Below are 12,270 nucleotides of genomic sequence, written 5' to 3'. Positions count from 1 at the left end.
GGTTTAATGTTTTATAAGGTCGATAAAACGTATCTTGTCCTTCGGCTTTTTTGCACCCCAGTCCCTGATAATGCAATAAGTGCCGTTGTGTTTGAGAAGATTGCCAGACTTACACCCCTCACAAGGGCATATCTCCGGGGTGTCGAAAAAAGAAAGCTGCGTTGATGGCTTCTCTCCACAGGAATCGGGGACAACACCTTTCAGTCCGTCCATCTGCCATAAGTTCCATGAAATTATATAGGCTATATATTGCAGGGATTTCAACATGGGCTCATTACCGAACTTCGCACGGTAGTAGTCGGTGAATGTTATAAGAAGGTTTTCCCGTGCGATAAGCAGATTATCACCCTGCCATTCGTATCCGTAAATATTTTGGAAGGCAACCTGTGCCCATTTGAGCCATTCGCCGGAAGTATCCGTATTCTCACTTACTACACGAAGTTTACGGTCAAGCAGTCCGATACGCTTTTCCAACGGAATTGGGTTTCCCGTTGTGGTGTCATATCGGCTTGTGATGTATGGAGCTTCACCACAAGTTATCTCCAATCGAGTATCACGCACATAGTCACGCCATGTCTTCCCTTCTGGAAATGTAACCTTATCAGGATTAGATGTCCATGTATGGTTGTCATGCTCATGGTTAAATACGTCATCACGTCCGAACCAAGCGTTATCTATCAGGTTATTCTGTGCGTTGCATATCCATGACGGGGTGAATACCTCAGCCATATCGCGACTGCGGTCGCGCTGTGTATTACGGGCTTTCAGCACACGTGGCATGATAATATGCCCGTTGTTACCTGTTATTAATTCAGAACAAATTGGGGAAGTGTATTCATAGCCTTTTCCAAGTGACTCATAGTCGGCTGTTGCCCAGAATATATTACGCTGACATTCTGCCGTGCTCATTGTATGATCTTTGAGCAAGGTTGCCATCAAATCAGGTGAAAGCCCTAATATATAATCTTCTAATACATCTGCTTCACAAGGCATTTTCCATACGCTTTTTATAAGTTCGGGAAGCGTATCTCCTTGCAAGAGACAATCATTAGTTGAAAATCAGTCTGTTAACAAGATATTCACTTAACAAGGTTCTTGTCATTACCGACTATTCTACATAAAAACGCCCTGCATAATGTGCCTATATTCAGTAAAATGTGTAATTTTGCACAGTTGAGTGTATCTCTTGCAAGGAGAGCCTTGTTTTCACTAAACAGACTACAATAAATCTTTTAATATAAATGAGTTCGCTTTGTCTATTACAGAGCTATCTAAAGAGGCTAAGTAAATTTGTGTGGTAGTTTCAGAATCATGCCCCATGCCCTCACTAATAACAGAAAGAGGAATGTTCTTACTCTTGGCGATACTAGCCCACGAATGTCGGGCTACATATAAGGTTAAGGATGTCGAAATATTCAATAGTTTAGCTATCTCTTTCAAATTCTTGTTTATCCTGAAATGTGTATTTCTGTATTGGCTTCGACTTTCATTTGGATATTTAAGGATTGGCAATAAGTAAGGACTGGTCTTATTTATAGCATATTTATCAACTATATCCTGCATACATTTCTCCCATTTGATGAACAATTGTTGTTTCGTCTTCCGCCTGCGATATGTCAATATACCGTTATTAATATCTCCTTTCTTTAAGTATGCAATGTCTATGAATGACATACCACGAGTATAGAACGAGAACATAAACATATCACGGGCAAAATCAAAAGCTGGATTCAATGTTAAATCAAGGCTCTTAATATCTTTAATTGACTCAAAGGAAATAGCTCTCTTTATAGTCTTACTTATCCCTGTATATACATGTCTGAATGGAAACTTTTGTGATGTTAACTCTTTTTCGACAGCCCGATTATATACAGCTCTTAGTATACGCATATAGAAGGAACTACTATTTTCGGTTACTCCTCTGTTATGCAGATAAGCCTCGTATAGCTGCATCAAATCTGAATTCACTTCATCAATCAGGAGATCCTTGTTTTCACGGAAAGTCATAAAACTCTTCAATGCAGCTTTATATGTCTCTGATGTTCTGTGCTTGTTCATCTGCGTTAATATCGCAATGACATCACGCATAAAATTGAAAAATGATTGTCCGTCAGATTGCTTGTAGAATATGGTGACAATATCATCTGCCGTATAAATTACGTGTCTATTTTCCAATTGCTTTATAATATTTTCCACACGTTTAACATCCCATTCTATGCGTTCTTTGACTGATAACAGTTTACAATAACGACTATTGGGCGGTATGAATAATGTAGCTGTTACTTCGTTCCATTCATCCACTGAAAGGCGGTATTTAGTTTTAATCTGACGGGTTATGCGATTATGAATAACCTGATAATAGATAGTTCCTTCCTTTCCCTCTTGGGTGGACGAACGATATTTAACTTTGATTGATGCCATATAAAATCAAATTTCTTACTTAATTATTTATTTTTTGCGTAATATAAACCGCAATTAAGCGGTCTTACACCATAGGTTAGAAAGGTTGCCCGACTTCGGAGAGGCAACCAAGCTCCCTGCAAGGGCAAGAGCTTTTCGAGCAACTCAAAATGTTTTGAGTTGCTGAAAAGACATCTTGCTGTGTTCTGGAGAACACAAGAATCCTCCTGAAATCGGATTGCCGATTGAATCATTATTTCATGTAACCGGATATAATCGGGAAAGCCTGTCGGGTAGATATTCTTATCATACCGGATAGAATCAGAACTTTCGCCACAGCCATTGCTGGTAATCCTCGTCGAATGATTTCAGATGCTGGCGAGCCATGTTCTCTATGAATCCCGACACGCTCATTCCCCTGCCTCCGAGTCTTCTTACCACCTCGTCCAGACTGTCACGGAGGTCGCCGCTGATGAAGACCGTCTTTCGGTTATGGATTCTTGGGACTTGCAGGAAATTCGTACGGTATTCGTCAAGTGCGTACCTCACTTGCTTGCCGCTCTGTCTTTTTGTCGATGGTAGGCGCACTGACCGGTCAGTCGGTATGTCTGCCTGTTCTGTCTGTTTGTCGTCCTGTTCAATGGTTTCACTTGTCACATCTGCTGCATCCTGTTCGGTCGCTACATTGGCATCTCCAGCCATACTTGTTGCGGTTGTTTCGTTTTCTTCACTTGTTTCATCGCCTACAGTGGCATTGATGAAGTTTCTTGTTTTTGAACCGAACGAAGATGAATCACGCAAATACTGGTTGAACTCCAGTTCCTCTTCCGATGTCAGTTTCTTTACATTTTTAGCCATAATACTATGTTTATTGAATTAATACTATTGTCCCGATTTGTTGATCGGAACGATTATCGTCTGCAAAGTAAATGCCTTGTTTCCGTCCGCTCAAACGATTGGATTTTTATGGTACGGTCTGTACTGTATTGCCTTTTTGCCCGATAGGTCGGCAGTGAAAACTGCACCGAATTGCACAATAGTTGCAATGCCAATAAGACTGCACCATTCTTATTACAGATGCTGTCCTATGGGAAAATATACCTCTTTTTGATGCTGAACCGGACAAACACTGCCATACCGACGCAGCAAGCTGCCACTTCCGTATTTTGCATTGTCCTCTGTAAACAATACCTTTTCTTTGCAGCGTAAAAACGAATAATAACAGTAAAAACAGACCGATATGAAAATTGTATCAATTGAGAAAGGAACATTTGAAGAGATGATGGCGAGGTTTGAGGGCTTCGTCCATCGCATGGAGCATCTTTGCGAGCGCCACAACGAGAAAGGGATGAGCGGATGGCTCGACAATCAGGACGTGTGCCGTATGCTGAACATCAGTCCGAGAACCTTGCAGACACTCCGCGACAACGGAACGCTGGCATACTCGCAGATAAGCCACAAGACCTATTATCTGCCCGAAGATGTAAAACGTATTGTCTCAACCGTGGAGGACAGACGCAAGGAGGCAAGATTCAAGGGAAAGAGCATCTAAAAAATCAACAATAACCACTAAAATCCAAAGAATGATGAATGAACTCATTACAAACGACAACGAGAGAATAATCCGATTCTTCAAGAACCTTGAGCAGATGCTCGGCAGAGTGGAATGTATGACGAAAGGCTACCGCCCGACACTGGGCGGTGAACGTTTTTTTCCGACAGGGAGGTGTCCGAGAGGTTGAAGGTAAGCCGAAGAACTCTGCAAGATTACCGTAACGGAGGATATATGCCCTATATCCAGCTCGGTGGAAAGATACTCTACCGTGAGAGCGATATAGAGCGGATATTGCAGGACGGCTACCGCAAGGCTTTCAGGATGACGGGCACGTGATTTTCTTGAAAGAGTGAAGTTTGCCGTCTGCCATCCGTCTTTGCGCAAGCAATGGGCAGAAACAAGAAATGGGCGGCATACAGTCGGGCTGAGATATAAGCCAGTCTGTATGCCGCCTCCGGCATTTTATGATTTTCCGTCAGTCGTTCGTTCCCGCTGCCGGATGCCCGATGAGTGTGTGGCTGTCAATCCTGCCACACGCTACCTTTGCATCCGTGCTTCGGGAATGGATGGCTGGCGGAATGGAAATTCAGTTGTACCACGGGTTGGACTTGTTTCCGCATGGAATGAACAGAGAAACGGATGGATTACCGTTTCTTGAACACATCCTGTCGGTTATGAACTTCCGAAAGCGGATGCTACCACTGCTCCGTATTCTGAAAGCGATTGCAATGACCATCTCAATGCTGTATGCGTCAAGGCTTACACCATTGGGCTGTCTTACATACAGTATTGTCTCGCTCTCGTCCAGTTCCTTGTTCCTGTAAATTGCAAGTATAGCCTTGCGTATGTCGCCGGAGAACACCCCGAACATATCTGCTATCTCGAACTTGGTCATCCATACCGTTGTCTTCGGTATAGTTACCGTACCTGCCTCGCTCATTGTTATAATACCTCTTTCCATATCATATGACTTTTGAAAGTGCAGATTTTACATTCATCATATCCTTGAGGATTGAACTGTCCATAACCTTTGCATAGTGCTGCGTCATCTTTATATTGGAATGACCGAGCATCTTGGCTACATTCTCGATGCTTACTCCGTTGGCTAAGCATACAGAAGTAGCATAGGAATGCCGGGCGGTGTGAGTGCTCATCCGCTTGTTGATATTGCACAGATCGGCGATCTCTTTAAGGTAGCTGTTCATCTTCTGATTGCATGGAACAGGAAGGAGCACTTGCTTCTTTAGGCATTGTGGATTATTACTGTACTTATTCAATATCTGCATCGGAATATCAAGTAATGGTATGTTACACATGTTGTTGGTCTTCTGGCGTGCCTTACGAATCCAGTAGTGCCCATTATTGTCCTTTATGATATGTTCGGCAGATAGTTGTTGTACATCAATGAATGCAAGACCTGTAAAGGCTGCAAATATGAATACATCCCTAACCAATGTTATACGATCTAACTCAAACTCCTTATTGTAAATTCTCATAAGCTCATCTATTGTAAGGAATTCACGTATTACCTCCTTCTCATGGAACTTGATGCCGAGAAATGGATTTTTTGTTATCCATTCATTTGACAAAGCTAAGTTGATTATTTTCTTTAAGCATTTCATATAGCGTATGACTGTATTTTGTTGGCATTCTCTTTCTGTCTTCAGATAGAATTCAAAGGCTCGTACCAACTCGCCGTTTACCTCCGTTAAAGGTAAGTCATCCTTTGCATACTTATATCTGATAACCTCATTCAGATACTTTTTACAGTTGTCATATCTGCGGACGGTAATAAGGGCATAGTCCTTTCCTACAAGTGCACGGCATTGCTCGTTGTGTTCCGTCATTGTTCCGATTATGGTACGGATTTCTTCTGGTTTCTCGTTCTGTCTGAAGAATTTTTCTTGCAGGAGCCTTGCCGTAACAGGTTGTTTCTGTTCCTCCATATTCGAGCACAGTCTATGAAGTCTTATTCGCGCTTCCTCTATGTAGGAATTAAGCTCCTGTGCCTTGCGGTTCTTGCCGCGTGCACACTCCTTCGCCTGATTCCATGATGCAGGCTCAATACTCATACGGATATTGTTCTCGACACGTACACCATTTACAGTGATACGCATACATACGGATGCCTCTCCGTTTTTTAATAGTTTGGTTTTCTTTATGAAGAAAAGCACGCTGAATGAATTTCTTTCCATCTTCCTTGTTTTTTAGTGGGACAAAATTAAGGAATCATCAACGTTCTCTTTATACGCAAAATATTGCAAATCAGCGAGAAGCAACCGCTATCGGTGGAGATTTTAGCTCCACCTTTTCTGCTCCACCTATTGGAACACCGAAAACGGTAGCATTCCGTTATTTTTTGCTTATAGCCGGAAAACAAAAACTCCCGATTTCGTGTGGAAATCAGGAGTTTACTGCTTTTTGCTTTTCTTTGAAGTGGTGCCACCAGGAATCGAACCGGGGACACAAGGATTTTCAGTCCTTTGCTCTACCAACTGAGCTATGGCACCATGTTTGTCTCTTTTTCGGTTACAAAGGTAGTGAAAGTTTCGGACTATACAAGGGGGTGGAGGATAAAAAACGCTGATAAAAGCCTATTGAGCTAATTATCAGCATTTATAACTTTAGAGAAAACAGAAAAAAATATTCTTATTTTGTTTTTCGGTTTCTTTTACTTGCTTTCTTCCGATTTTTCGGTGGCATGAGATTCTTCTTTTAATGGATTCCATCCCTGTGCCTTCAACTCAAATTCTTGCCCATCACGGGTAATCAAGGCACAGCCTAGATCTGGTTTGGTGATATGGCCAATGAGTTTGACCCCTTCCATTTCAGAAACTTTTTCATGATCTGCAATAGGTACAGTGAATAGCAGTTCATAATCTTCGCCGCCATTGAGGGCACAAGTTGTAAGGTTCATGTTGAACTCCTCTGCCATGACTGCTGTTTGGTAGTCGATGGGGATATGCTCTTCATAAATGCGGCAACCGACATTACTTTGAGTGCAAATATGTAGAAGTTCGGAGGAAAGACCATCTGAAACATCCATCATGGCGGTAGGCTTTATGCCTTCTTCAGCTAATTTTTCAATGATGTCACGGCGTGCTTCCGGTTTTAGTTGGCGTTCCAGAAGATACTCTTTGCCTGCAAAATCAGGTTGCAGCTCTTTGTCAACTCTGCGAAGAACAGACTTTTCGCGTTCCAGAAGTTGCAATCCCATATAAGCTGCACCAAGATCGCCGGTTACGCAGATAAGGTCGGTTTCTCTGGCTCCATTGCGATAGACTACTTTCCCCTTTTCGCCCTCACCGATGCAGGTAATGCTGATAGTCAGTCCTGTATAAGAAGAAGATGTGTCTCCGCCAACAATATCCACATTGTATTCTTCGCACGCCAACCGAATGCCAGCATACAATTCTTCCATGTCTTCTATGCTGAATCGTTTGGATAATCCCAGTGAAACGGTAATTTGCTGGGGAATTCCATTCATGGCATAAATATCGGAAAAATTGACTATTGCCGATTTATATCCCAAATGCTTGAGGGGGACATAGATCAGGTCGAAGTGTACGCCTTCCAATAGCAGATCGGTAGTGACAAGAACTTCCTTGTTTGCTGGATATGAAAGGACAGCAGCGTCGTCACCGATACCGTATTGACTTGATTTGTTTTTTAGTTTCATCCCTTCGGTGAGGCGGCGTATCAATCCGAACTCGCCGAGGGTCGCTATTTCTGTTCTACTAATCATTTTTTATACATTGTTAATCAGTTCTCTCATAATCTCGGCCATCCTTGGTTGCGCTTCGTCTGCTGCTTTCTGTACTTCTTCATGGGAGACTTCTACGATCTTGCCTTCTACTCCCAAGTCGGTGATTACGGATACACCAAACACTTTGATGCCACAATGATTTGCAACGATTACTTCGGGTACGGTGGACATTCCCACTGCATCAGCTCCCAGAATGTGGAACAACTTGTATTCTGCAGGAGTTTCAAACGTAGGCCCTTGAGTGCCGATATACACTCCGTGTTGCACTTTGATGCCTTTTTCTGCAGCTATGGCATCGGCTTTGCGGATAAGCTCCTTATCGTATGCCTCGCTCATGTCCGGAAAACGGGGACCGTATGGAATGTTTTTGCCACGAAGCGGATGTTCCGGAAAGTAGTTGATGTGGTCAGTAATAATCATCAGGTCACCGATTTCGAAGTCTGGATTGGTTCCGCCGCTGGCATTGGATACAAACAGAGTTTTGATGCCAAGTTCTTGCATTACGCGTACCGGAAAAGTGACTTCCTTCATGGAATAACCTTCATAATAATGAAAACGCCCTTGCATTGCCAGAATGTCTTTATTGCCCAGTTTGCCGAAGATCAGTTTTCCACAGTGTCCTTCGACAGTGGAGATGGGAAAATTGGGAATGTCTTCATACTTTATTTCATACTTCTCGGTGATTTCGCCGGCAAGGCTGCCAAGCCCGGTTCCCAGAATAATTGCAGTCTCAGGATGTGTGTGCATCTTTCCTTTCAGGAAAGATGCGGTTTCTTGAATTCGTTCTAACATAGCCAGTAATGTTTTGGTTAAATATATGTTGTTGATTTTGTAAAAATTCTATTTCTATTGGTAGCACATAGATATAAGGCTTTAGTATTTCGTCGAGTGCCGGATGGAACTTTAATCTTGCTGCATCTTTTTCTGTCGTGATAATCAGACGTGCTCCTTCTTTCATTTGCATGAATTGTCCTTTTATCTGTTGCAGGTCTTTATGGCTAAAATCATGATGATCGTCAAATGCCAGCAGTTTGACATGCGTGGTGTAAGACTCCATTTCTTTTACCAACGAGGTGGGAGAGGCGATGCCTGTAACTAATAGCACTTGTTCGTTTTCTCTTAAGGAAGAGAGAGTTTTACGACTGTCGGCCTTTTCAGAGAACAGCGGTCGTAGTGTGCCGTAGCGGAATCGTGAAAAATACAGTTGTTGGTATGGATATAGGTGTAGCCGCTTGGCAATGATATTGAAGTCTATAGGCTTGATATCGTCCGGACATTTGGTGACTATGACAATTTGTGCCCGGATTTTGCCGCTTGCCGGTTCGCGTAGTCTTCCGGCGGGGAGCAGGCTGTCATCGCACAGCAGCCGGTGAAAATCTGTGAGTAAAATGCTCATTCCCGGTTTTACATAACGGTGTTGAAAGGCATCGTCCAATAAGATGACATCAACAACCGGCTTTTCCAATTTTAACAGTTGTTCGATGCCGTGACACCGGTCCTCATCTACGGCCACCTGTATATTGGGGAATTTACTTTTTATTTGGTACGGTTCATCACCTATCAGTATGGCGTTGCTTTGGTTGTCTGCCAATATATATCCTTTGCTGTTTCGCTTGTAGCCACGACTCAATGTGGCGACATTCATGCCAGCATTTTGCAGGATTTTTATTAGATACTCTGTATGGGGGGTCTTACCTGTTCCGCCCACGGCAAGGTTACCCACGCATATTATAGGAACGTCAAAACTCTTTGACCGGAGCCATCCCCAGTCAAAGAGTTTGTTGCGCAGGCGTACTCCTATTCCGTAAAGCCAGGATAGGGGATATAACCAATGATGTATCTTGATAAAGTTCTCTTCCATTATTGAATGTTAAGTTCAAAAGGTACTCGCGCTTGCAGGCGGTCGCACCTGTCAAAGTTGTCAAGTATGCTGAATTGTTTGTACATTTCACCTACTTTGCTGTTCAGCAGATGTGCCTTGATATAGTTACCAGGATTGGAATTCATAAAACTTTCAAGGAAGTTCTCTTTCTTCGGATAACTCATTATGGTGTATGTGTCTGTTCCTGCTTTGGCAATGGCGATTTCCAGCGCCCTGTCTATGCCGCCCAGTTCGTCAACTAATCCTAATTCTTTGGCTTTGCTTCCTGTCCATACACGACCTTGAGCTATTTTATCCAATTCTTCCTTACTGATGCCGCGGCCCTCGGAGCAACGCGCCAGGAAAGTGTCGTATCCCTGATTTATATACATTTGGAGCAGCCCCTTTTCTCCTTCATTCATAGGGCGGGTAATCATGCCGAAATCCGAATATCGGTTGGTCTTCACAACATCAAAACTTATACCAATTTTGTCTGCCAATCCCTTTGCGTTGGGGAACATGCCGAAGATGCCGATAGAACCGGTCAGAGTAGTCGGTTCGGCAACGATAGTATCGGCATTGCACGAGATATAGTAACCACCCGATGCAGCATAGTCACCCATAGACACGATGACAGGTTTCTTTTTCTTCAGTTCACTGACGGCATACCAAATTTGTTCGGAGCCGTATGCACTTCCGCCCGGTGAATTTACGCGTAGCACAACAGCTTTCACATCTTTGTCATCCTTCAGTTTGCGCAGATCTTTAATGACTTTCTCTGAATTGATGCCTTCTTCGCCGGTTAAAGTAGAGGAGCTTCCTCCATCAATCTCACCATACGCATAATATATTGCAATTACATTTCCGCTTTTGTCTTTGGGAACATTTTTCTTTATGTTTACCATATTCTTGAGACTCAGCACCGGCATTTTGTCATTTTCTTCGATACCCGCCATAGTTTTCAAATAGTTCCGCACATCATTCTTATATATTAAAGTGTCGGCCAGACCTGCTTTTACACATCTCTCAGCAGGATAGAACATCAGCATGCTGTTGGCGGCGGCATTCAATGAATCAACGCTTATTTTGCGTGAAGTAGCTACATCACCCATTATCTGTTTCCAAATGGAAGCGAGGTATGCATTTACCTGTTCGCGGTTGGCAGGACTCATTTCAGTGGAGATAAACGGCTCCACTGCCGATTTATATGTACCTACCTTAAAAATTTGCATTTCCACACCGATTTTTCCCAGCAAATCTTTGAAGAACATCGGCGAGGCAGCGAGCCCTTTCCATTCAACGGCACCTTTGGGATTGAGCAGCACCTTGTCTGCTATGCTCGACAAATAATACAAGCTTTGTGTATAAGTGTCACCATAAGCTACGATGAACTTACCCGATTCTTTGAAATCTTTCAGGGAATTCCGAATTTCTTCCAAAGATGCGAAACTTGCTCCTCCCAATGAACATGCCTGTATGTAGATACCTTTGATGTCAGCATTTTCCTTGGCTTTTTTGATGGAGGAGAGGATGTCATCCAGTCCGTAAGTGTTGTATTCATCACCCAATAGAAAATCGAACGGATTTTCTTGAGTGCGTTCTGCCAACATGCCGTTCAGATCAAGCATCATAATGGAGTTTTTGCGTACTTGTGTCTCTGAATCAGAGGATGATACTATGCTGAAAAATACCAGAATACTGATGAAAAACAAAATGATGCTTGATACTATGATACCGGTTATGGTGGCAAGCGTAAATTTTAGAAAATCTTTCATTGTCTTTATTTTTTTTGATATGCTAACTTTTCAAGCTAATAAATATAAATAAATAAGGTTGATATTTATGCTATCAGTCTCAATGTTTTTCTGTTTGTCACATGAATATCGTTTTTTTTATAATTGAAATAGGCGCATTAAGGCTCAGCCTTTACATAACATTTTCCCTGTGGCCCTATACCTTTTAATTGCTTTTGCTACAAAATTAGTATTTTTCACTGAGATAATAGCATTTTATCTCAAAATTACTCATTAGTTTTTCGTTTGCCTATCTTTTTTTCCCCCTTACTACTGTTAAGCAGTTGCAATGTAAAAAAGTTTTAGGCCCATTATTAGACGCCCTATAACATGCTATTTTAGTCTTCACTCCTCGGCATCCATCCTTCCCGTCATAGTCTCCGCTCTTCGCCCGCTTTATATATATAATGTGTCCCCTTCTTCTTTTTTAATCTTCCTTTTCCATCGGCATAAAACCATGTCTTCCCTCTTCCTTTGTCAATCAGCCTGTTAGGTATTGTATTGAAAAAAACTTTAGAAAAAGGTTTGGATATATTTGTTTCGTGTTTGTAAAATCTCTACTTTTGCACCCGCTTTCCAAGAGACGGGGAGCCTTGAGATTGACATTCTGAGAGAGACGGATCATGAGGGCAGTCCCTTTTTCCCTTTCCCCTCCCTTTCGCAAAGAGAGACGACGAGGAGAAAGAAAAAAAAGAAAAAAACTTCAGAAATATTTGGAGCATATACTTAAAAGTTCTTACCTTTGCATCCGCTTTCCTAAAGAAAGCCGATTTGAAACAAGCGATCTTTGAACAGATTTACATAAACAATACAAGTAGTACAAGAGCAAGGCACTTGACTTTTTTTATAAAGACGAGTGTCTTGGGTATAATGAAAGAACCGTCAATACTTATAA

General features: G+C 42.3%; 10 protein-coding genes, 1 tRNA gene and 1 pseudogene. 2 read left to right on the top strand and 10 right to left on the bottom strand.

Annotation, left to right across the window (positions count from 1 at the left end; translation table 11 throughout):
- Positions 1–3: 3 nt before the first annotated feature.
- From BACHE_RS15715 to BACHE_RS16725, 3 genes are all read right to left on the bottom strand, one after another.
- Positions 4–993 carry a hypothetical protein gene (locus tag BACHE_RS15715; protein ID WP_013548695.1) on the bottom strand — a complete coding sequence of 330 codons (990 nt, stop codon included), beginning with the start codon at positions 991–993 and terminating at the stop codon, positions 4–6.
- A gap of 225 nt (positions 994–1,218) precedes the next feature.
- Positions 1,219–2,421: a site-specific integrase gene (locus BACHE_RS15710; protein ID WP_013548694.1), complete on the bottom strand. Its 1,203-nt coding sequence runs from the start codon at positions 2,419–2,421 to the stop codon at positions 1,219–1,221.
- A gap of 300 nt (positions 2,422–2,721) precedes the next feature.
- Positions 2,722–3,258: a DUF3408 domain-containing protein gene (locus BACHE_RS16725; protein ID WP_013548693.1), complete on the bottom strand. Its 537-nt coding sequence runs from the start codon at positions 3,256–3,258 to the stop codon at positions 2,722–2,724.
- 382 nt (positions 3,259–3,640) lie between these two features.
- Between BACHE_RS16725 and BACHE_RS15700 the strand changes: the two genes are divergently transcribed.
- Both BACHE_RS15700 and BACHE_RS15695 read left to right on the top strand, forming a co-directional pair.
- On the top strand, positions 3,641–3,952 hold the full coding sequence (locus BACHE_RS15700) for a helix-turn-helix domain-containing protein (RefSeq protein ID WP_013548692.1): 312 nt from the start codon (positions 3,641–3,643) through the stop codon (positions 3,950–3,952).
- A gap of 34 nt (positions 3,953–3,986) precedes the next feature.
- Positions 3,987–4,291 (top strand): annotated as a pseudogene (locus BACHE_RS15695) (helix-turn-helix domain-containing protein).
- 250 nt (positions 4,292–4,541) lie between these two features.
- Here the strand turns inward: BACHE_RS15695 and BACHE_RS15690 are convergent.
- From BACHE_RS15690 to sppA, 7 genes are all read right to left on the bottom strand, one after another.
- Complete coding sequence (locus BACHE_RS15690) at positions 4,542–4,916, bottom strand: virulence RhuM family protein (RefSeq protein WP_013548691.1); 375 nt, start codon at positions 4,914–4,916, stop codon at positions 4,542–4,544.
- A gap of 1 nt (position 4,917) precedes the next feature.
- Positions 4,918–6,150 carry a site-specific integrase gene (locus tag BACHE_RS15685; protein ID WP_013548690.1) on the bottom strand — a complete coding sequence of 411 codons (1,233 nt, stop codon included), beginning with the start codon at positions 6,148–6,150 and terminating at the stop codon, positions 4,918–4,920.
- Positions 6,151–6,392: 242 nt separating this feature from the next.
- Positions 6,393–6,465, bottom strand: a tRNA-Phe gene (locus BACHE_RS15680).
- A 161-nt stretch (positions 6,466–6,626) separates the two neighbouring features.
- Positions 6,627–7,700 carry a thiamine-phosphate kinase gene (thiL, locus tag BACHE_RS15675; protein ID WP_013548689.1) on the bottom strand — a complete coding sequence of 358 codons (1,074 nt, stop codon included), beginning with the start codon at positions 7,698–7,700 and terminating at the stop codon, positions 6,627–6,629.
- A gap of 3 nt (positions 7,701–7,703) precedes the next feature.
- Positions 7,704–8,513, bottom strand: coding sequence for a purine-nucleoside phosphorylase (locus BACHE_RS15670; RefSeq protein ID WP_013548688.1), 810 nt, complete (start codon positions 8,511–8,513; stop codon positions 7,704–7,706).
- The gene (lpxK, locus tag BACHE_RS15665; RefSeq protein WP_013548687.1) at positions 8,452–9,582 is read right to left on the bottom strand and encodes a tetraacyldisaccharide 4'-kinase; all 1,131 of its coding nucleotides are present in this window, start codon (positions 9,580–9,582) and stop codon (positions 8,452–8,454) included. The genes BACHE_RS15670 and lpxK overlap by 62 nt, the downstream gene beginning before the upstream one ends.
- Positions 9,582–11,357 carry a signal peptide peptidase SppA gene (gene sppA, locus BACHE_RS15660; protein ID WP_013548686.1) on the bottom strand — a complete coding sequence of 592 codons (1,776 nt, stop codon included), beginning with the start codon at positions 11,355–11,357 and terminating at the stop codon, positions 9,582–9,584. Before sppA ends, lpxK begins: the two co-directional genes overlap by 1 nt.
- Positions 11,358–12,270 lie beyond the last annotated feature (913 nt).

The sequence above is a fragment of the Bacteroides helcogenes P 36-108 genome (assembly GCF_000186225.1).
In the GTDB taxonomy this organism is placed as follows: Bacteria; Bacteroidota; Bacteroidia; order Bacteroidales; family Bacteroidaceae; genus Bacteroides; species Bacteroides helcogenes.
Note: the sequence above shows the minus strand (reverse complement) of the source record. Positions and strands in the feature narration are given on the sequence as shown.

Bases quoted from the DNA above. Each gene is read 5' to 3' on its own strand.
- BACHE_RS16725 (WP_013548693.1), bottom strand. From the start codon at position 3,258: ATGGCTAAAAATGTAAAGAAACTGACATCGGAAGAGGAACTGGAGTTC.
- lpxK (WP_013548687.1), bottom strand. From the start codon at position 9,582: ATGGAAGAGAACTTTATCAAGATACATCATTGGTTATATCCCCTATCC.
- BACHE_RS15700 (WP_013548692.1), top strand. From the start codon at position 3,641: ATGAAAATTGTATCAATTGAGAAAGGAACATTTGAAGAGATGATGGCG.
- BACHE_RS15715 (WP_013548695.1), bottom strand. From the start codon at position 993: ATGCCTTGTGAAGCAGATGTATTAGAAGATTATATATTAGGGCTTTCA.
- sppA (WP_013548686.1), bottom strand. From the start codon at position 11,357: ATGAAAGATTTTCTAAAATTTACGCTTGCCACCATAACCGGTATCATA.
- BACHE_RS15690 (WP_013548691.1), bottom strand. From the start codon at position 4,916: ATGGAAAGAGGTATTATAACAATGAGCGAGGCAGGTACGGTAACTATA.
- thiL (WP_013548689.1), bottom strand. From the start codon at position 7,700: ATGATTAGTAGAACAGAAATAGCGACCCTCGGCGAGTTCGGATTGATA.
- BACHE_RS15710 (WP_013548694.1), bottom strand. From the start codon at position 2,421: ATGGCATCAATCAAAGTTAAATATCGTTCGTCCACCCAAGAGGGAAAG.
- BACHE_RS15670 (WP_013548688.1), bottom strand. From the start codon at position 8,513: ATGTTAGAACGAATTCAAGAAACCGCATCTTTCCTGAAAGGAAAGATG.
- BACHE_RS15685 (WP_013548690.1), bottom strand. From the start codon at position 6,150: ATGGAAAGAAATTCATTCAGCGTGCTTTTCTTCATAAAGAAAACCAAA.